The organism is Heyndrickxia sp. MSNUG, from assembly GCF_049532715.1.
In the GTDB taxonomy this organism is placed as follows: domain Bacteria; phylum Bacillota; class Bacilli; order Bacillales; family Cytobacillaceae; genus Mesobacillus.
Map to the genome: position 1 here is coordinate 2,972,836 of NZ_CP150978.1, position 19,017 is coordinate 2,991,852.

At 41.2% G+C, this 19,017-nt stretch carries 19 protein-coding genes; 1 reads left to right on the forward strand and 18 read right to left on the reverse strand.

The genetic code is table 11. The features are described 5' to 3' along the window. The 6 genes from hypF to ilvA form a co-directional block, all read right to left on the reverse strand. Window positions 1–2,283, reverse strand: a complete 2,283-nt coding sequence (gene hypF, locus AABM38_RS14910; protein ID WP_423410757.1) for a carbamoyltransferase HypF — start codon at window positions 2,281–2,283, stop codon at window positions 1–3. Beyond that, the gene (gene hypB / locus AABM38_RS14915) at window positions 2,268–2,927 is read right to left on the reverse strand and encodes a hydrogenase nickel incorporation protein HypB (RefSeq protein ID WP_423407140.1); all 660 of its coding nucleotides are present in this window, start codon (window positions 2,925–2,927) and stop codon (window positions 2,268–2,270) included. Before hypB ends, hypF begins: the two co-directional genes overlap by 16 nt. After that, complete coding sequence (locus AABM38_RS14920) at window positions 2,890–3,297, reverse strand: hydrogenase maturation nickel metallochaperone HypA (RefSeq protein ID WP_423407141.1); 408 nt, start codon at window positions 3,295–3,297, stop codon at window positions 2,890–2,892. Before AABM38_RS14920 ends, hypB begins: the two co-directional genes overlap by 38 nt. A gap of 428 nt (window positions 3,298–3,725) precedes the next feature. After that, window positions 3,726–4,481: a twin-arginine translocase subunit TatC gene (gene tatC, locus AABM38_RS14925; RefSeq protein ID WP_423407142.1), complete on the reverse strand. Its 756-nt coding sequence runs from the start codon at window positions 4,479–4,481 to the stop codon at window positions 3,726–3,728. A gap of 128 nt (window positions 4,482–4,609) precedes the next feature. Then, window positions 4,610–4,813: a twin-arginine translocase TatA/TatE family subunit gene (locus AABM38_RS14930; protein ID WP_335375584.1), complete on the reverse strand. Its 204-nt coding sequence runs from the start codon at window positions 4,811–4,813 to the stop codon at window positions 4,610–4,612. Window positions 4,814–4,984: 171 nt separating this feature from the next. Then, window positions 4,985–6,253, reverse strand: a complete 1,269-nt coding sequence (ilvA, locus tag AABM38_RS14935; RefSeq protein WP_423407143.1) for a threonine ammonia-lyase IlvA — start codon at window positions 6,251–6,253, stop codon at window positions 4,985–4,987. Between the two features lie 164 nt (window positions 6,254–6,417). Between ilvA and AABM38_RS14940 the strand changes: the two genes are divergently transcribed. Further along, window positions 6,418–6,639, forward strand: coding sequence for a hypothetical protein (locus AABM38_RS14940; RefSeq protein WP_335431584.1), 222 nt, complete (start codon window positions 6,418–6,420; stop codon window positions 6,637–6,639). A gap of 108 nt (window positions 6,640–6,747) precedes the next feature. On the opposite strand, the gene AABM38_RS14945 is transcribed toward AABM38_RS14940, so the two are convergent. From AABM38_RS14945 to AABM38_RS15000, 12 genes are all read right to left on the reverse strand, one after another. After that, on the reverse strand, window positions 6,748–7,479 hold the full coding sequence (locus tag AABM38_RS14945) for a lysophospholipid acyltransferase family protein (protein ID WP_423407144.1): 732 nt from the start codon (window positions 7,477–7,479) through the stop codon (window positions 6,748–6,750). 115 nt (window positions 7,480–7,594) lie between these two features. Next, window positions 7,595–8,080: a dihydrofolate reductase gene (locus tag AABM38_RS14950; protein ID WP_423407145.1), complete on the reverse strand. Its 486-nt coding sequence runs from the start codon at window positions 8,078–8,080 to the stop codon at window positions 7,595–7,597. After that, window positions 8,077–8,871, reverse strand: a complete 795-nt coding sequence (locus AABM38_RS14955) for a thymidylate synthase (RefSeq protein WP_423407146.1) — start codon at window positions 8,869–8,871, stop codon at window positions 8,077–8,079. The genes AABM38_RS14950 and AABM38_RS14955 overlap by 4 nt, the downstream gene beginning before the upstream one ends. Before the next feature lie 147 nt (window positions 8,872–9,018). Beyond that, entirely contained in the window at window positions 9,019–9,720 is a 702-nt protein-coding gene (locus AABM38_RS14960; RefSeq protein WP_423407147.1) for an anthrax toxin lethal factor-related metalloendopeptidase, read from the reverse strand. Between the two features lie 218 nt (window positions 9,721–9,938). Next, window positions 9,939–10,517 carry a TerD family protein gene (locus AABM38_RS14965; protein ID WP_335375591.1) on the reverse strand — a complete coding sequence of 193 codons (579 nt, stop codon included), beginning with the start codon at window positions 10,515–10,517 and terminating at the stop codon, window positions 9,939–9,941. A gap of 50 nt (window positions 10,518–10,567) precedes the next feature. Further along, window positions 10,568–11,185: a TerD family protein gene (locus AABM38_RS14970; RefSeq protein ID WP_423407148.1), complete on the reverse strand. Its 618-nt coding sequence runs from the start codon at window positions 11,183–11,185 to the stop codon at window positions 10,568–10,570. A 109-nt stretch (window positions 11,186–11,294) separates the two neighbouring features. Next, on the reverse strand, window positions 11,295–12,398 hold the full coding sequence (locus AABM38_RS14975; RefSeq protein ID WP_423407149.1) for a toxic anion resistance protein: 1,104 nt from the start codon (window positions 12,396–12,398) through the stop codon (window positions 11,295–11,297). Between the two features lie 4 nt (window positions 12,399–12,402). Then, entirely contained in the window at window positions 12,403–14,040 is a 1,638-nt protein-coding gene (locus AABM38_RS14980) for a YceG family protein (protein ID WP_423407150.1), read from the reverse strand. Between the two features lie 525 nt (window positions 14,041–14,565). Beyond that, window positions 14,566–15,366, reverse strand: a complete 801-nt coding sequence (locus AABM38_RS14985) for an HAD family hydrolase (RefSeq protein WP_423407151.1) — start codon at window positions 15,364–15,366, stop codon at window positions 14,566–14,568. A gap of 6 nt (window positions 15,367–15,372) precedes the next feature. Further along, entirely contained in the window at window positions 15,373–16,470 is a 1,098-nt protein-coding gene (locus AABM38_RS14990) for a cysteine protease StiP family protein (protein ID WP_423407152.1), read from the reverse strand. Further along, on the reverse strand, window positions 16,463–17,827 hold the full coding sequence (locus tag AABM38_RS14995) for a phosphoribosyltransferase family protein (RefSeq protein WP_423407153.1): 1,365 nt from the start codon (window positions 17,825–17,827) through the stop codon (window positions 16,463–16,465). Before AABM38_RS14995 ends, AABM38_RS14990 begins: the two co-directional genes overlap by 8 nt. Continuing rightward, a complete protein-coding gene (locus AABM38_RS15000) occupies window positions 17,772–18,968 on the reverse strand; it encodes an HpcH/HpaI aldolase/citrate lyase family protein (protein WP_423407154.1) in 1,197 nt (398 codons plus the stop codon). The genes AABM38_RS14995 and AABM38_RS15000 overlap by 56 nt, the downstream gene beginning before the upstream one ends. Window positions 18,969–19,017: the final 49 nt, after the last annotated feature.

The window sequence follows — 19,017 nt, forward strand, 5'->3', positions numbered from 1 at the left end:
TCATTTCCCCCTCTTTGCAGCCGCCACAATTAATTGCCCTAAACTCAAGCCCCCATCATTACACGGAATATTCCGATGTGAATACACCTCAAATCCCTTTCCTGCAAGTTCAGCCTTCAATCTCGTAAGCAAATATTTGTTGTGGAAACTCCCGCCTGATAAAACAACCTTCCTTGTGCCAGATCCCTGTTTTAATTTCAGCTTTTCCATCCCGGAACTAATTGCCTGGATTATCGTTTCATGAAATCTTATACATATCTCACCGACTTCTTTCCCATTTAGGGAATCACTAGAGATCTGCTTAAGCATCAAGCTAAAGTCATATCTTAATAGCCCATTTATATCTTTAATCTCATAAGGATATACAGAGTCAAAGCCAGTATCCTCTTTGGCAAGCTCTGAAAATTTTATTGCCGCTTCTCCGTCATATGTTGAATATGTGCAAACTCCGCATATTGCGCTAACTGCATCAAACAGCCTGCCGCACGTACCAGCCAGCGGACTATTGATTTCCTTTTTAATCATGGCCTTCAAAATATTCAGCTCATTTTTTTTCTCAGGAAAAAGTTGTCCAGAAATTTCTTCTCCTTCACTACCTAAAAGACTCATTAGCATGGCTGCAGCATTCCTCCATGGTTCTCTTATGGCCTTTTCTCCTCCTGGCAATGGCGTGTAAGCCAGTTGAGCCTTCCTCTCAAACTCTGATTCATTGCCATAAAGAATCTCAAACCCCCAGATCTGTCCATCTGAACCATAGCCGGTACCATCTAGAATTATCCCCAAAACATCTCCATCGAGTTGATTATCAGCCATGCAGCTGACCATATGAGCATGATGATGCTGAACCTCGATGATTTCAGTGAAAGGATAATCTTTTACTAATTTTCTCGTATTAAATCCAGGGTGCAGATCGATGGCTGCAGTTTTAAATGGAATTTGGATCCAGCTTAATAAGTGGTCCAGTTCTGATTTGTAATAATCAATCGTTTCCATATTCTCCAGATTGCCAATATACGGACCAACAAAGATTTGATCGTTCCTGCCAATGGTAAAAGCAGACTTCTGCTGCCCGCCAAATGCAACGATTCCATTTACATTCGCATTAGAACTCAAAGGGTCCGGCACATACCCTCTTGACCTCCTAAGAAAATCTCGCTGCCCTCCTGATATCTGAATTACTGAATCATCAACCGGGTGAAGAATCTCCCTGTTATGGGTTAAATAATAGTCAGCTATTTTATTTAGGTAATTGATCGCTTGGTGATCATGGTATAAAATTGGCTGTCCAGAAGGATTGGCACTGGTTATGACTAAATAATCCAATTCACTATGCTTTAAAATGAGATGATGAAGCGGTGTATATGGCAGCATAACACCTACAGTAGACATTCCTGGCGCAATTCCTTCAGCTAAATAAACACAAGGGCGTTTTCTTAATACAACTATTGGAGCTTCGGGACTTTCAAGGATATTTTTTTCTTCATCGCTGAACATCGCGATTATCTTTATTGCATGCAGATCCCTGGCCATGACTGCAAGAGGTCTTGCTTGGCGCAATTTTCTTTTCCTTAATAGTGCGACGGCTTCCTCATTACCAGCATCACAGCAGAGGTGATAGCCTCCCAGACCCTTGATGGCAATAATCGCGCCTTGCTTTAATAGCTCGGCTGTTTTCCGAAGCGGATCCGCCGAGATCATTTCTCCATCAGAGTTTAAAAGTGTTACTGAAGGTCCGCACTTTTCACATGCGATTGGCTGGGCATGATGCCTTCTATTTATTGGATCCTCGTATTCTCTCTGGCAATCAGGGCACATCGGGAAGGATTTCATTGACGTATATGGCCTGTCATACGGAAGTTCGTTTATGATCGTATAACGCGGTCCACACTGTGTACAATTAATGAACGGATAATGAAATCGTCTGTCATATGGATTATCCAGCTCTTCAAGGCATTCCTCACACACTGCTGAATCCACTGGCAAAACCAGCAAGGAAGACCCAGAACGCTCACTGGGAATAATAAAAAATTCATCGTAGCCAGCTACTGTTGCCGGTTCAACGATTATTTTCTCGATTTTGGAGAGTCTGGGAGATTTGAATTCCATGTCAGATAAAAAAGATAGTATATCCGAATCCTCTCCTTCGATATGAATCTTCACTCCGTCCATATTATTCTGGACTGTCCCTTTTATCCGATGTTTTTTTGCTAATTGAGAAACAAATGGTCTGAATCCGACTCCCTGGACTCTGCCCCTGACTACTGCCTTCAATGCTGATAGCATGATTGATAAGCCTCTTCGATCCAGCCATACCATCGATCGAGCCCTTCTTTTGTTCTTGCCGATACAGGAATGATTTTCGAGTCAGGATTTATCCCTTCCAGATCTCTCACTGCCTCGTCAATTCTAAAATCGAGATAGGGCAGCAGATCTATTTTATTTAATAGAACCAACTCGGTCCTCCTGAACATTACCGGATATTTAGGAATCTTGTCATTGCCCTCTGGCACACTTAATACTGCAACCTTATGCTTCTGCCCAAGGTCATATCCAGATGGACATACAAGGTTTCCTACATTTTCAATAAATAATAAATCGGTATTCTCAAGATCGAACTCAGGAAGTGTTGCTGCAACCATCCTGGCATCAAGATGGCATCCTCCATGTGTATTGATTTGAACTGCTCTGGCACCAAGAGCCCTGATCCTGTCTGCATCTCTCTCAGTAGATAAGTCCCCTTCGATAACGGCTATACGATATCTATCAGATAAAACCCTGATCGTTTCTTCTAATAGCGTTGTTTTACCTGCCCCTGGTGAACTCATTAAATTAATAACTAGCGTTTTAGTGGACATGAACAAATCCCGGTTATATTCCGCTGCGATATTGTTATTTGTCAGAACGTCTGTCCGCAATGTAATTTTCATTACGATTCCTCCCTTCGTATGATAAAACTTGAAGGTTTTCACCAGAGATAATTTTTCCAGAAGGCATGTCACAGTCTGGGCAAAAAGATATCCGATTGTCAGGAACGTACTTTTTCTGACAAACGACACATTCGGCAACAGCCTTTTCGATCTCGATGATAAGCTGGGAACTATCTGAAAGAAAATGCTGATTTTGTACCTTGAATACCTCAAATGCCATCTTCAGGGCATCCGGCATTGCATTGCAGATTTCCCCTACGGTCAGTTCTACCTTTTCAATTTTTATGATTCCATATTTCACCGCATCATCCTGAATCATCTGTAAAATGTCATACATTAAAGACATTTCATGCATAAGATCAACCCTCACAAAGAACCTTCTGTTGCCGATTGGCTCAAAGACGAATCATCCTTAAGTTATAAGTGTTCTTCTTTAAATCCTATGCCTGTTCCTCATTAGAGATGTGAATGTTTCTTTTTATAGAGTACAAAAAAGCTGCCAGATTAAAATCTGACAGCTGAGCTTGTCGACAAAGATAAAGATCACAGATCAGTTATTGAAAACCTGTCGACCTTCGTTTCAGGCGCGAAGACTCCTCCGAGAATGCTAACGCATTTCCATCGTGCGTGGGCAGTTTCGCGGAAGCTAATTAATGTCCTGGGGGCTCAGCGCCAGCCCCGCGGAAAGCGAAGCGCCTGGAACGGAAATCAACAGACCTGTTTTAATTCCCACCTAAGATTAAAAAATGTAGACAAGCTCGCTTTAATCGAGTTTGTCTACATTCTGGCAGCTTGCTTTTATATTTCTTCTTCCATGTCACCATATTGCTCTTGCGATTCATGTTCTTTCTTCAGTTTCCGTCTAAAGACAACCTTAGAAAGGTTAATACTGATTTCGTATAGAAGAAGAAGTGGAATCATCACGAGAAAGTCTGACATGAAATCTGGTGGAGAAATGACAATTGCAATTACGATAAGGACGAAGTACGCATACTTTCGGATTTTAGTCAGCACATAAGGATTGATTACCCCGAGTGAAGTTAAAAACATAACGACGACAGGAAGTTCAAACAGAACACCAAATGGGATTGTCATGTTCATGATGAATTTAAAATATCGGTCGGCCGTAAAGTTCGTTACAAGCATATCTCCGCTTAATTCTACAAGGAAGTTCAAGACATTAGGAAAGATAACGAAATAACCGAATGCGAGACCGACTACAAACAAAATGAATAGTGCTGGAATGTAAGATAATGATATTTTTCTCTCATTCGGCATGAGAGCCGGTTTTACAAACAGCCAAATTTGCAATGCCAAAACCGGTATTGTTCCAGCAATCGCGATAATGGTGGCCAGCATAAAGTAAATCCATATGATATCACTCGGACCTAAAACAATCAGCTTTACATCCAGGTCACGAACAAAGTAATGATAAATATCTTCTACGAAGTAAAAACCCACTCCAAAAAATACAATGAATGCTACCACCGAAATAATGAGCCTATTCCGAAGCTCATCAAGATGATCTACAAGATTTAATTCTTTATCTTCCATACCAATCCCCTGCCAATTCCATTTGCTGCTTTTTTTTAAATTGTTGAAGTAAGGCATAAATTCCAAAAGGACTAGCTTTGTAAAAATGCCTTAAGAAAAAAAGATGTAAGATAAAAACATCTTACACCTTATTTAGTGATTTTCGAAATTTCCTTTTTTTCGTCTTCAAACTCTTCCATAACGTCACTTGTCAATTCACGAGTTGATTTCTTGAATTCGCGAAGAGTCTGGCCAAACGCACGGCCTATCTCAGGAAGCTTTTTTGGTCCAAAAATAATCAATGCTAAGACAAGGATTAAAATTAATCCAGGAACTCCGATGTTTGATAACATATCAACATCTCCTTTTCATATAGTAAATCTACTATGATTATAGTACTTTTAATCCCCAGTTTGGAGAAATGCAGTGAAAGTTCATAAGAATTTCACAAAGTATGCCAAAACCTAATGTTATTTCACAGTTCCTATTTTATATTATCTTTCCTTTATTATCTATTATTAATATTATACCAATAAATTAAACAGCTGATTGTCCTTGTTTAATTCCATGAATGAAAAGCCTTTTCTTTCCATACTGGCAATCAGCCTAGTGTAATCCTTCTTATCTTTCAGTTCGATGCCGACTAGTGCAGGGCCGCTTTCTTTATTATTTTTCTTCGTGTATTCAAATCGTGTAATATCATCTCCAGGGCTTAGAACGTCATCAAGGAATTCTCTTAAAGCACCTGCGCGCTGAGGGAAATTTACAATAAAATAATGAAGAAGGCCTTCATAAAGCAGGGAGCGTTCCTTTATTTCCTGCATTCTGCTGATATCATTATTTCCCCCGCTTATAACACAGACAACTGTTTTCCCCTTGATTTGATCCTTTATCATGTCAAGAGCGGCAATAGGCAATGCTCCTGCTGGCTCAGTTACAATCGCATGTTCATTATATAATTCTAATATAGATGTACAAACCTTGCCTTCAGGAACCTGAACTAGATCTTCGACATTTTCCCGGCAAATCTCATATGTTTTACTGCCGACACACTTAACTGCAGCACCGTCAACGAAGGTGTCAATGTGCTCTAGTGGAAAAACACTATTGTGATCAAAGGCTGCGCGCATCGAAGCTGCTCCGCCTGGTTCGACCCCGATTAACTGTGTAGAGGGAGATACACTTTTTATGTATGTACTCAGGCCTGCCAATAATCCTCCGCCGCCAATGCTGGCAACGACAAAATCTACTGATGCCTGGCAGTCATTCATTATCTCAACTGCAACAGTTCCCTGTCCGGCAATAACTTTTTCATCATCGAAAGGGTGTATAAACTCTCTGTTTTCTCTTTCTGCACAGACTCGTGCCTCCCGGTAAGAATCATCAAAAGTATCACCAGTCAGGACGATGTCTACATACTCACGCCCAAACATTTCTACCTGGCTAACCTTTTGACCTGGAGTTGTTGCTGGCATATAGATCTTCCCATTAATTCCAAGCTGCCGGCAGGCGTATGCTACACCTTGAGCATGATTGCCCGCACTTGCGCAAACCACTCCATTTTGGAGTCCCGATTCCCAAAGAAGTTTCATGGCATAATAAGCGCCACGTAATTTAAAAGATCTCACATGCTGCAAATCTTCGCGTTTCAAATATATTTCTGCTTCGTATTTTTCTGAAAGCCTCTGGTTAAATTGTAACGGTGTATGGGCAACAATGTCTTTAAGATGCCTATAGGCTATTAGAATATCCTCAACATTCACCCATTTTTTCTTTATAGTTTCTTGTTCCATATTGTCACCCTCACTTCTCCAAAAATATTAATTCGTCCATTATAACATGTTTTTTTGAAATCCTGATCGAATTTTTAAAATATTTAAAATCTTACCGTGTCTGATTGAATAGAATGGTAGTAAACTAACATATAATAAGGAAAATTTGTTGGAGGGAATAATGAATGGAATTTTCATTGAACAGTTATGATGGGGCTCTGCCTGTAGAAGTAACGGTGGATGAGGACAATGGGAGGTACATGATCCGCAAAAGTGACACGAGCGGTGAATTCTTCAACAGTCCCGTGGAAATGGTAAAATGGATTCGCGCAAATTTTCGTCCTGATGATTTTTGTATCCCTGCCGAATTTACACAGATGATGGATAGCCTTGCTCAATTCGAATAATTGAACGATGAATTTCATCCAGCCAAATTTCCTTGCACTTAATTAGAAATTAGACGGCAGAAAACCCCTGCATTTATTCATATTTGCAGGGGTTTTTCACTGTGAAAATTATGATGCGATCCGCTTTACCTTCCTCGAGTCGATAATGATATCACGAACAAAACCAGCAAGTTCGATTAACTCTTTATCCTTATATTCATGGCTGTAAATAGGACGGCAAATGGTGACTGTAATTTTCGCTGGTTTAATCAGCCTGCCATTTTTCTCAAAAACATCCGCTGTTCCCTCTATCGAAATAGGAACAATCGGAACACCAGAATCCTTTGCAAGCCTGAAGCCCCCTGCCTTGAAAAGTCCAATGGGCCCGCCCTTGCTTCTTGTTCCTTCAGGAAAAATGACCAGAGAATGTCTATTTTTCAATAATTCTACCCCAGACAAAATCGACCCTGCTGCTTTTTCACGGTTCTTCCGGTCAATAAAAACGCACTGAATAGCTTCCATCCAGGAAGAAAGAATGGGTACCTTCTTAACTTCTACTTTTGAAATAAAGCCAAAAGGTTTATCAATACTGCTAATCAGGACGGGTATATCAAAATCCCCCTCATGATTGCTTGCAAAAAGAACAGGACCATCCGGAATATAGTGGCTCCCTTTAACGTTTACTTCAGCCCCAGCTAATGCCAGGAATGTTTTAGACCAATTTTTAGGTGTCTCATGAATAAGAAGATTTTTTTGTTCAAGCTGCAAATCTGCCGGCAACTTTTTTATTCGTGAAAGCTTGGGTATACTGCAGACGAGATAGCCGCCCATATACAAAAAACACGCAATTAATCGAAGCATTGTTTCCTCCTAAGGTTTTTCTGTAGACATTATAATGGATTTCAGCAGGTAAAACTATATGAATCGGAAAATACTTCATAAAAAAACAGCCCATTTTGCAAGGGCTGTTCATCCATTATTTTCGCGTATAGATCAAGAACTCATAGTCATATGGATTTTTATTATCTTTCAAACCTTTTTCCCTGGTTTCCAGCTGCCATTTATCGATGTCAAATACAGGGAAATATGTATCCCCTTCAAACTGCTCATGAATCATCGTGAGATACAGCCTGTCCGCTTTAGGCAGGACTTCCTTGAAAATTTCTGCACCGCCAATGACAAAAATCTCGTCAGCCTTTTGTCCTGCGTATTCAAAGAATTCATCGATTGAGTTCATTATTACACAGCCCTCAGGACGGAACGACCCATCCCTTGTTATGACGATATTCTCCCTTCCTGGAAGAGGCTTTCCAATTGAATCATACGTTTTTCTGCCCATAGCGATTGGGTGTCCCATCGTTACTCGCTTAAAAAACTTCAGATCCTCAGGAAGTCTCCATGGGAGCTCATTATGAAGTCCGATTACGCGGTTTTCATCCATTGCCCAAATAAGAGAAATCATACACTTACAACCCCTTTAATATGTGGATGTGCTTCATAATTGACCAGCTCAAAATCTTCAAATTTAAAATCAAAGATTGATTGTACATTAGGGTTGATTTTTATCTGTGGCAATGGTTTAGGCTCGCGTGTAAGCTGAAGCTGAACCTGCTCTAGATGATTTGTATAAATATGAGTATCTCCAAATGTGTGGATGAATTCCCCTGGTTCAAGATCGCAAACCTGTGCAATCATCAAAGTAAGCAGTGCATAGGAAGCTATATTGAATGGAACTCCTAAGAATACATCAGCCGACCTCTGATATAGTTGGCAGGAAAGCTTGCCATCCGCAACATAGAACTGGAACATACAGTGACAGGGTGGCAAAGCCATTTTATTAATTTCGGCAACATTCCAGGCATTGACGATCATCCTTCTGGAATCTGGATTTGTTTTGATTGTATGGATTAATTCTGATATTTGGTCAACCGTCTCCCCATCTGCCCCTGCCCATGATCGCCACTGATGGCCATACACAGGTCCAAGGTTCCCATTTTCATCGGCCCAGTCATTCCAAATGCGGACACCATTGTCCTGAAGGTATTTAACATTCGTATCCCCGTCAAGAAACCAAAGTAGCTCATGGATAATAGATTTAACATGTAGTTTTTTTGTGGTAAGCAAAGGAAATCCATCCTGGAGATTAAACCGCATCTGATAACCAAAGGTGCTGATTGTACCGGTACCTGTCCGATCCTCTTTCTTTACACCGGTTTTCAATACATGTTCACATAGTTCTAAATACTGTTTCATGAATTACCCTGCCTTTCAGACAACCATTTATTCCTTCTATTTTAGCAAATATTAATTCGAGTCGAAACCCACTCACTTAAAACAAAATATTTTTTATTGATTAAGCTGATAAAAAAGAAAGACCGCATGAAGGATTTCATACAGCCCTTAATTTAGACTTTTAATATATTGATAGGTTTGGGGTGCGGCCTGCTGTAAAAGCCGGGTTGGCATGCCGCCAATGTAGAACATCGCAAAGCTTTCTGCGAAATACTCTTCCGGATATTCCAGAAAATACGCCCGCCCTGGGAACAACAGGCGGCTTTCTTGTCGCCAAATCTTTAAAAATTGGTCTTCCTCTCTTATTCCTCCATAAACATGGCGGTCAAGCGAATGAGCCAATTCATGCAATTCGAGATTGACAGAGCTGTGTCCCTTACCCTTATCGCTGCTGCCAATTTTCACAAGCACCGTCCTTGATCCGCCAATCCCTGGTACTTGGTCCCAGGTGCGATTAGTTGTGTAGCCTCTGGGAATGACACCCTTCAAATGCCGTGCTGAAGGATTATCCGTCAAATTCCCTTCAAATAATTTGACTCTAATATTATGATTAACAGCTTTTTGCAGCATTGAATCAGGCAGCATCGCAATCCTGTTAATAATGCCAGCAGCCTCTTCCTGGTTAAAATCATCTTCAGGCAGGACGATCATCTGTCCTACGAGACTGACAGTTTCCATATCTATTAAATGAAATAAAATGGAATGTTTCGGGAATTCATTGAGAAAAATGCCATCCATATTTGCGTTTGAGCTTCCGAGCAGAGTAAAGGAAAGTAAGATAACAATGAAAACCTGTGCTATTTTCCGCATTGATTATCTCCCTTTCCTGAGGTGTAATCCAGAGAAGTAAAATAGGGCCCGATTAAGGAAAACCGAGGGTAGTAAACTATTAAAATTATAACATATGGAGCCTTGTCTGTTTGCTGAGAATTTTAGGAAGGGACCTGACACGAAGAAGTCACTAACAGAAATGACTTGTACGCAAAAAAATAAACCCCATTCAATAAAGAATGGAGTTTGTCTATCATTTAAACATCTAGCCCAAAATTCCGGCATAGTGCAGCTAGTCCACCTGAAAAGCCGCTGCCGATTGCGTTAAATTTCCACTCGCTGCCGTGGCGGTATAATTCGCAAATGACAACTGCTGTTTCAACAGAGAAATCTTCACCAAGATCAAACCTCAGAACTTCCTGCCCATCTTCTTCATTTACCACTCTGGCAAATGCGTTTGAGACCTGGCCAAAGTTTTGACTTCTTTGTTCGGCGTCATGGATTGTGACGGCAATGGCAATCCTGTGGACATGCGATGGTACCTTGGAGAAGTCGATCATGATTTGCTCATCGTCCCCGTCGCCTTCACCTGTCCGGTTGTCCCCAGTATGCTCGACACCCCCGCTCGGATGCTGAAGCTGATTATAAAAAATGAAGTCGGAATCCTGCTTGCACTTTCCATTTTCATCTGCTAAAAAAGCGGAGGCATCAAGATCAAAGCTGCTGCCGCCGGTATAGCGATTTGTATCCCATCCCAGGCCCACAATCACACGCGTCAGCCCTGGGTTCGTTTTTGTCAGATCAATCCGTTGACCTTTTGACAGGTTGATTCCCATTCCATTCACCCCTCAATTTAGTAGCAAAATTTTTTCATTAAATAAACATATTAAGTATAAGAACGAACTACTTCGCTTAATCCCGAAGCAGTTGTTCCAGTGCCGACAGCCGCGAACTTCCACTCATTGCCATGACGATAAATTTCACCGACAATCAAGCTTGTCTTGCCGCTGTAGTCTTCAGTTAAGTTGTACTTAATTAATTCCTGATTGCTATTCGGATTCACGACCCTGATAAATGCATTGCGAATCATGCCAAAATGTTGCTTACGCTTTACTGCATCATAAATATTTACGACGAATACTAGCTTTTCAACATGACCGGGAACTCTGCCAAGTTCGATTGACACTTGCTCGTCATCTCCATCGCCATCCCCTGTTAAGTTATCACCGGAGTGAATGACGCTGCCGTCCTTGCTTTTGAGGTTACCGAAGTAGATTACATCGTTATTATTTTGCAATTTATCATTTGCACCAAGCATGATGACAGATGCGTCACAGTCAATGTTCGCTCCGCTGCCTCCGCCTCCGAACAGACCGCCGAACAGACCTCCGCCTCCGCCGCTCTTTTGGACAGGGTCCCAGCCTAGACCTACCATAATTTTAGAAAGTCCCGGATTTCCTTTTGTTAAATCAACGCGCTGACCTTTTTGTAAGTTAATAGCCATTTCCTTCACCTCTTGTAAGTATTTTAGTAGATTTATTTATCAGGCTCTTTTCCGATTTTTTACTTTAATGGGCGATTACGGAAAGAGCCATAAAAATGAGCAGTGATTTTTATTGCTGCTTCATTTTTTTAAAATTTTCCTGGAGCTGCATCAAGCGTTTTGTACCTTCTTCTCTGAGTCGCTTGTTTTCTTCCTCGATGGACTTTGTTTCCTGCATGCCCTTCATGATGATATTCCAGCTTTCTTCGATTGTTTCAATTTTAATGCTCGGAGCACCTGAAAGACGGGCAATATCAACACTTTGGCTAGAGATGTTCTGTGCATTCCTTACAAGCATCTCATTTGTGCGGCGGTCAAGCTCATTCATGGAATCTGCTACAAGTTTCTGTCTTTTGGCTGCCACAGCCTGAATCAAGCCGTTCTTGAAAATAGGAATTGTTGTAACAAACGCTGAATTAATTTTCCCGATCAGCTTTGTGTTACCTCGCTGCAGCAGCCTGATTTGCGGAGCCGTCTGCAAGGCGACCATTTTAGCCATTTCAAGATCATAAATTCTTTGTTCTAGCAGCTCAATTGCATTACGAAGAGTATCAAGCTGCATGGATGCCATCTGGTCACCTGCAGCAGCCTTTGCTTCAAGCTGCGGAAGTTCGTTGGATTTAAGTTCGTTCAGCTTAAGTTCGCCAGCCACAACATACTTTTCAAGCGTCATATAAAATTGATAGTTTTGATCATACATACGTTCCAGCATGGTTGTTGATTCAACCATCTCACTTTGGTATTTGGAGATTTCCACATAAACATTATCAATCTCCCTGCCCATTGTCTGGTACTTGCCGAAAAGCTTTTCAACAAGCTTCTCGCTTTTTTTGAACAGCTTGCCAAACAAACCTCCAGATGTTTTCTCAAAATCCTTCTTATCGAAGCGATCCATGATTTTGCCAAGCTGCTTCAAAAGTTCTCCGGAATCTTCAACCTTAGTCGTCCGCATATTGCCAAGGATCTGGTCAGAAAATCTGGAGATTTCAACTGCTGGCTCTTTACCAAACTCGAGGATTTGAATCTGGTCACGCTCATCAATGCTGCGTGCAAGATTTTGTACCTCCGGCTCGTTTCGGAGGGCAAGCTTTAAATCCGAAACCTTCGCTTCGGATAATCTATCGTCAGGATTCGCAGTTGCAAGGCTGATATCTTGATTCTGTGTTTGGTTCATCAAGTCAATCTCCCCTTAAATTTTTTAATATACCTTGAAAAAGAACTTTCTTTATGATCGATGGTTCTTTGAATTCCTGTTCAAAAACCACATCCTCGAGCCAATGTGAATCAAAAGCACTTCCATCGATAAAATTCTCGATATCATTATGCCCAGGAGGATTGTATATGACCAGGTCAACGCCAAGCTGGTTCATCAATAACAACAGTGCGGCATCAGATCTTGTCATCGTCCCATTAAGTTCATTGTTGTATAAAATCAACTTTGGAATTTCCTGGGAATAATCGAACTTCTGCAGCATCTTTAAAATATTTTCCGGCACCTGCATAGCCTGGGTGAAAAGATAAATTCTTAACTCCTCTTCATTTTCATGATGCAGCGGCTTTATTTTAGGACGAGCGCACAGGTTTTTGATGGCTGCTGCCAGACCCTTCTGGAGACCCGTTGGCAAGTGATTATACTTCCAATAATGAGTGTCAGCCATCTTATCGGGATCTAACAGTCCGTCCATCCCTAATGCATTTCGATAGTGAAAGCGGAAATCACTATTGGCACCTGATGAAAAAGGAAAGCTCTTGATGAGCACTGCATTCTCATATCCCATTAAGGCGTGAAGACGATCCCAATATTCCCGGCGGCTCCTGCTGACGCCATTAATTTTTGAGAAGAGGGCAGGAATTTTGACTGTCCCATTCTTCACTTCAAAATTCGGCCGTATCATTGATTTTTCCCTGGCAAGCAAAAACAGTTCATCATAGGTTGTCTTCAAAGTTACGGAAGATGGCTCATAGTCTCTTAGCTGCCACGGCTTATAAAGGCCCGAGCCCTCATGGTTCAAAATGTTCTCGATTTCTCGGGATGCCCTGTAGGCAACCGTTGCCGTTCGCTTTCTCTTTTCCACTGGAAAGGGCTCAGCAACCTTCTTTTCAGGAAAAGAATGAACAAAAGATTGCTCTTTTTGAGGATCTGAAAGTGAAAACACATCATTTCCTTCAGGAGTGAAAGAAACAATATCACACCCAATTTTCATTAGGAAATAAAGGAAGTACTGATGGCTTTTGTTGAAATTGCCATACCATAGGAAGCCTGGCATGTTGTTCTCAGGATTTACATTCTTTAATGGTGTCTCAAGATGATTGTACGACCACTTAATGACATCAACTAGAATTCTTCGTAACTCTGGGCTCTTCAATCCGCCTTCCTCGGTGCCGGCAAACAATTCGACCATACCGATTGCTGCCTCCCTGATTTTCCTGTGAATAAGCGAATTGCTTGAAGATATAATCAATTTTTCGCCATCCAGGAAGGCGACAAACCGATTTATAGAAAGATTCTGTTCTTTATTGATATTAATAATTTTTTGGATTGACTGGAAATGTGCATTATCAATTGTTTTATCTAGTGAATCTTCACTTAATAAGCTAAGGCCATGTTTTTGCACATAATCAAACAGCTGGTTATAATATTCATCTTCGTCAAGAGGTATGCCAATGAACCTGGCAAGGACCTGGCCAATGTGCAGGGCTGTCCCCTCTTTCCTAAAAAGCTGACGCTCACTTGCCTTTTTCTCGACAATGCTTAACCAATTGTCATATGTAACAGGTAATGTATGTATTTGTAATTGGTTGATTGATGGATACATAAAATCACTTCCTACTAAGAGAGAAAGTCAAATTTCCCATTTATAAACATAGGCCTCTTTTGTTCCCCATTGTTTCCGACTGTGAGAGAACAACAAATAAAAGTTACAGCCTTTATTTACCATCATAACATACATAAAGCTCATTTTTCCCGTTTTGTAATAGCTAGTACGGATGAAACCGTCTAAAAGTTTCATAAACCCTCAGAATTACAGTTTTTTCACCTTTATTCTTGTCCATGCATATAGTTGAGTACCACGATCAGGAAGGTGGACTTCACATGCGTTTCTTATATAAAAGGCCCCCCGCAGAAGAACTGCACATGGAAATCCGGGATGTCCGGCAGGCAATGTGCTCCGGTGGCCTCGTTCTCTTTGACTTGCTCTTCTATTCATTCATATTTGCTCTTTTGATCATGCCGGTGCATGCAGGATTAGTTCATTTTGGCACCTTGTTCTTATTCATGTACGGGTCATTTGCATGTCTGTTTTTTATAGTCCGGAAGGCAATGCATAAGCTCAGCAATTTTAAAAATTACCGTTGATTATGACTCTTATTTTTTCTAGTATTTCCTCTCCAGCTAACGCCCCTCGCTGCTCTGTATCAATATAAGTCAACAATCCATTGTCATTGGCAAGTTCGCCATGAGCAGGGATAAAACTGTGGTCACATTTTACCAGGAGGTCTTCATCCAAAAGGGAGTCTCCTGCACCAATTAATGTGCTTATTCCTTCCCTCTCTTTTACAAAGGATACCGCTTCTCCTTTGCTGATTGGGTTAGGCATAAAATAAAGTTTCCGCCCCTGGTAGGAAACTTTCCAGCCATATGCAGAGGCCGCTCTCTTAAATTCCCATATCTGATGAGGTTCAAGTTTTTCCTCGAGCAGATAATATAGGAACAGGCCCTCTGCAGATTTTAGTTCACCATTGACATGGAAAAAATCCTTTTTTAGTATTTCCTTCAATTCTTCAATAGAAGCACTTTCCTTTTTCAATCTTTCGGAAATTCCTTCACGCCAATCTGGAAGAGGATTTCCTTCATACAAGATCTCGGCTCCATTAAATGTGATTGCATACTTTACAGGAATATGCTCCTCAAATATAAAAATTCGCTTAAACTGATTCGTCGTTCTGGTCGTTACTGGCACAAGCAATAGATCCTGCGAAATTTCTTCGAGCTCCTCAAACGCTTTCTGTGTCATGAAGGCAATAGACTTGCCTTCCTTTTTTTCGACCGCACGCAGTTGGCTATCAATAGATGGACCTAAATCTTCAAGTGCCTTCCTTGAATAAATGATGGTCCTGTCCAGGTCGGTTGCAAACATCATGATGCCTTACCCCTTTAACTGCTTTATTAGGCCGCAGCAGGCATAATCCATATTTGGATAGTGCACGAGCTCGACCTCTTTCTGTTTTGCAAGCAATAATATATGCTTGATATCCGGATTGTGAAAATCCTTGATGAGGATCTTCCAGGGAACTCTTCTCAAAAGCACTCTTGTCGTCTCCCCAACACCAGGCTTAATTAGGTTAATATTTCCAATCCCATACTCATAGGCTATTCTTTTCACAATCTCCAGCCCTGTAAAATCTGCCTTTTTCCGATTCACCATATTCCTCCTTGCTTCTTCTTCCGCAAGAAGGAATATGGAGGGAAACTCCTGATTGATTGTTTCAAGAAAGTCCTTTGAGACATCAATATCTTCAAATTCTTTATAGTATTTTGCTCCATGAAAATCGTCAGGCTTTATGAACTCCTCATTCAGCACTGTCCTGCTGATCAGGCCTGAAACAGTGGAATTCAGGCATGCGCTTGGGAGCAGGAAATCCTCTCTTGTCCCGTAAATGGTTGAGCAGCATCCCGGATCTGCAAGAACAGCGATATTGTCATCAAGAACAACTCCGTTTTTATCCTGAAATTCCTTACAAGATTTTTGCAGCTCACGTGAAATTGCCCCTTTTCCAGTCCAACCATCGATAAACTGAATCTCCATCCCCTGATGCCTCGCCAAGATATAGCGGAGTGCATTTTCATCCACTCCTTTTCCCCTGATTATTGAAATGCTGTAATGAGGGAGGGTATCTCCATATTTATCCAAAATATATCTTTTTATCAATGCGCCAATTGGGGTGCCAGCACGCGCCAATGATACTAGAACAACATTCTTACCCTTGCTATGATAGATTTGCTCAGCCACTATACCTGTATATAATGCAACTCTCTTTTTATGTGATTCGAGCAGGTCCCAGAAAAGGTCCATATATTCCTTGCCCGGCTTCTCTTCAATAGGAAGCGATTCACTGTAATGGCCGCCAGCTTGAATTTGTTTCTCTCTGACCCCTGACGAACCTTCCAGGTTAATGCCAGATAGGTCCTTTAGAAGAAAAGTGACATCTTCTGCTTCATAGGAACCGAACAAAACATCATTCATTATTTTTCACCATCCTGCTGTGAAAGAAGACCAGATTAATCGTTTGGATGCCAGTTCTTTGAAACTCCTTCAGCATAGGTTCCAGCCATTCATCCGGAACCTCTCTTTCGAAGAAAATAAAAACTTCTTCGTACTGGAAGGGAGCGACATTATACAAGTAATGCTGAATCTCTAAATCTTCCGGATTCGGGAATGCCATTCCGTACCTGGCCCCATAACCTTCCTTGTTCACGATGTGGATGGGACTTCTGGTTGTTGACTGGTAGCTTACATCCCCCCGCATCAGTGCAGCCGTTTTCATTGGGAAGTACATAAATTCTCCTGTGCCTATACACAATACCCTTTTTCCTTGTGACATTGGGGAAAGCTTTGCTGCCACATCCAAAAGAATTTCATCAAGTAAATTTCTTGCTGTTTCATCCATTCCAAATCTTCCACTGGAAGCAGCATATGGGATTTCTTTTAGTTTGGCCCCGTGAAATCTTGAGCTTGGCACGGGTCTTATTTGATCGACGTAATGCTTTTTCACCCTTTGTTCAGGTATTCCAAATGTCTCATGGTCTGCATTCAACTCAGATTCTGGTGAATGACCCGATATGGTAAATTTCCCTCTTAATAGACTTACACAATTGATGTTGATTCCTAGTTCATCTTCAAGCTTCTTAAATTTGTGTACATCTTCGTCAGAACGCCAATCAAGAATAGAAACAACTGAGTAGACATCACGCGGAAATTCCGCCTGGATGGAACGGATAATATTAATGGCCGTCTTCCCTGTGGACATTTCATCATCTACCAGGACAATTTCCCTTCTATTATCTAATAGATTCCTTGAAATATAGCAGCGGTGAGAAGTGGCGTGTGAATGCTCTTCTTCGAACGTAATAATAGGATCTTCGTTAGAGATCATCTCCCTTGTGGTGTGAAAATAATCCGCCTTCTTGAATGCGGAAAAGAATGCTTGTCCAAGGGCAGTCGCGGTCTCCGCAAATCCAATGATAACAGGTGACAGCTCTGAAGGTATGAATGCTTCTGGCACATTAGGATTCTCCTCTGCAAATTCCGCCTGAAGATTGAACTCCTTGCTTAGTTCCATACCTGTCGTCTTGGCTGCATATTGTGCTGCAAGGAGCGAGCCAGTTAGCAAACCCTTAGAAGGGATTATAGGCAAATGTTTTCCTAATATTTTGCTCACGAACAAGAAGGAACGTTTTTTATTCCGCCGTGCAGCCATGATAAATAAATCCTCTAACGGGAGGCTATACGGATTTTCATTAATTTCTAGTTCAATCGAAAGGTTATCAAGAATTCGATATGCATATTTCTTGTTTGAGTAAATCGATGTTTGTGATTCCATCTTGAAGCACCCCATATACCTGTGATTTCCGTAAAATCTTTTGTGCCCAGTAATAGTGCGGTTTTATTTCATTCATTTTATTGGCAAAGGCACTTTTCCTAACGCCATTGTGGTTATCTGCCTCATCCACTATACTTTTTGCGTCAATGTATTCTTCGTAGCTGACAGCATTCAATGCATGGACTGTTTTAATGTGACTCGGATGGATAATCGTTTTCCCAGTCAGCCCATTTGCTATGTCCATCAAAATTTCCTGGATCAAGCCATCCATATGCCGGTCGATCAATTCAGCACGCCATTTTAACCCTTCTTGGCCGAATGCAGTTTTAAATGGAGTCTGCCTCAATTGTGGTTTTAACATTCTTTGTGTAGAAGAGAAATACTCCCAAACTGGACCGGAAACAACATATGGACTGTCATAACGGAGGAACACATTCACGATATCTGAAATACAGTCACGGATTACGCCTATGTCCCATACTGTCGTATCTGCATTTCTTCTGATTCCATATAATCCGCTGAAATCCGTTGCACCAATCCTGACATTCAAAATCAGCTCCCGGTAGTCGTCCACCACAGATTTGATGGCAAGCAATTCTTCCAGCCTTGTCTCTTTTTCTATGATTCTTTTTGTTTCCAGGATGGGCATCGCATATAAAAGTGACCCATCAGCATTTAAGTTCTTAATATACTTTAAAATCCCCTTGCCTGAAGCAGGTTCGAATTTAGGTATGACGATGCCAGTGAGCACATTAAATGCATCCCCTGCTAATTCTGCAAGATGTTGAAGTTGTTCCAGACTGCGGATTCTTACAAAAATCAAAGGCAGCTCATCTTCTGAAAAAAAACCTTTGCCAAGTGCTTCTTTAAGGTGCTTCAATTCCGCCACCAATTGCATTTCTGCTTTATCCACTTCATGGTCGGCGATTGAATCTTCAAGACAAATCACCATCGATGCAAGACCATCATGCTTCTTTACCAGCAATTCCTGATGAATATTTTCTCTGGTAGCAGGCATGTAAAGAGTCGCACCAAGGGCAAAGGCTAATACTTCCCGATCTGTATATTTATTAAATTTAGTTGGTTTGATGAAAAACAGGTTTTCCAATTCTTTTTCATATAAATTTGAAAATAATTTCACGGAAAAATTCCCCTTTTGGGCGTTATAGATAAAAAGAAAGGGAGCAGAC

Bases quoted from the DNA above. Each gene is read 5' to 3' on its own strand.
- AABM38_RS14945 (WP_423407144.1), bottom strand. From the start codon at position 7,479: ATGCTTCGATTAATTGCGTGTTTTTTGTATATGGGCGGCTATCTCGTC.
- tatC (WP_423407142.1), bottom strand. From the start codon at position 4,481: ATGGAAGATAAAGAATTAAATCTTGTAGATCATCTTGATGAGCTTCGG.
- ilvA (WP_423407143.1), bottom strand. From the start codon at position 6,253: ATGGAACAAGAAACTATAAAGAAAAAATGGGTGAATGTTGAGGATATT.
- AABM38_RS14955 (WP_423407146.1), bottom strand. From the start codon at position 8,871: ATGAAACAGTATTTAGAACTATGTGAACATGTATTGAAAACCGGTGTA.
- AABM38_RS14940 (WP_335431584.1), top strand. From the start codon at position 6,418: ATGGAATTTTCATTGAACAGTTATGATGGGGCTCTGCCTGTAGAAGTA.
- AABM38_RS14995 (WP_423407153.1), bottom strand. From the start codon at position 17,827: ATGGAATCACAAACATCGATTTACTCAAACAAGAAATATGCATATCGA.
- hypF (WP_423410757.1), bottom strand. From the start codon at position 2,283: ATGCTATCAGCATTGAAGGCAGTAGTCAGGGGCAGAGTCCAGGGAGTC.
- AABM38_RS14960 (WP_423407147.1), bottom strand. From the start codon at position 9,720: ATGCGGAAAATAGCACAGGTTTTCATTGTTATCTTACTTTCCTTTACT.
- AABM38_RS14950 (WP_423407145.1), bottom strand. From the start codon at position 8,080: ATGATTTCTCTTATTTGGGCAATGGATGAAAACCGCGTAATCGGACTT.
- AABM38_RS14990 (WP_423407152.1), bottom strand. From the start codon at position 16,470: ATGAATGATGTTTTGTTCGGTTCCTATGAAGCAGAAGATGTCACTTTT.
- AABM38_RS14985 (WP_423407151.1), bottom strand. From the start codon at position 15,366: ATGATGTTTGCAACCGACCTGGACAGGACCATCATTTATTCAAGGAAG.
- AABM38_RS14965 (WP_335375591.1), bottom strand. From the start codon at position 10,517: ATGGGAATCAACCTGTCAAAAGGTCAACGGATTGATCTGACAAAAACG.
- AABM38_RS14930 (WP_335375584.1), bottom strand. From the start codon at position 4,813: ATGTTATCAAACATCGGAGTTCCTGGATTAATTTTAATCCTTGTCTTA.
- AABM38_RS14980 (WP_423407150.1), bottom strand. From the start codon at position 14,040: ATGTATCCATCAATCAACCAATTACAAATACATACATTACCTGTTACA.
- AABM38_RS14970 (WP_423407148.1), bottom strand. From the start codon at position 11,185: ATGGCTATTAACTTACAAAAAGGTCAGCGCGTTGATTTAACAAAAGGA.
- AABM38_RS14975 (WP_423407149.1), bottom strand. From the start codon at position 12,398: ATGAACCAAACACAGAATCAAGATATCAGCCTTGCAACTGCGAATCCT.
- hypB (WP_423407140.1), bottom strand. From the start codon at position 2,927: ATGAAAATTACATTGCGGACAGACGTTCTGACAAATAACAATATCGCA.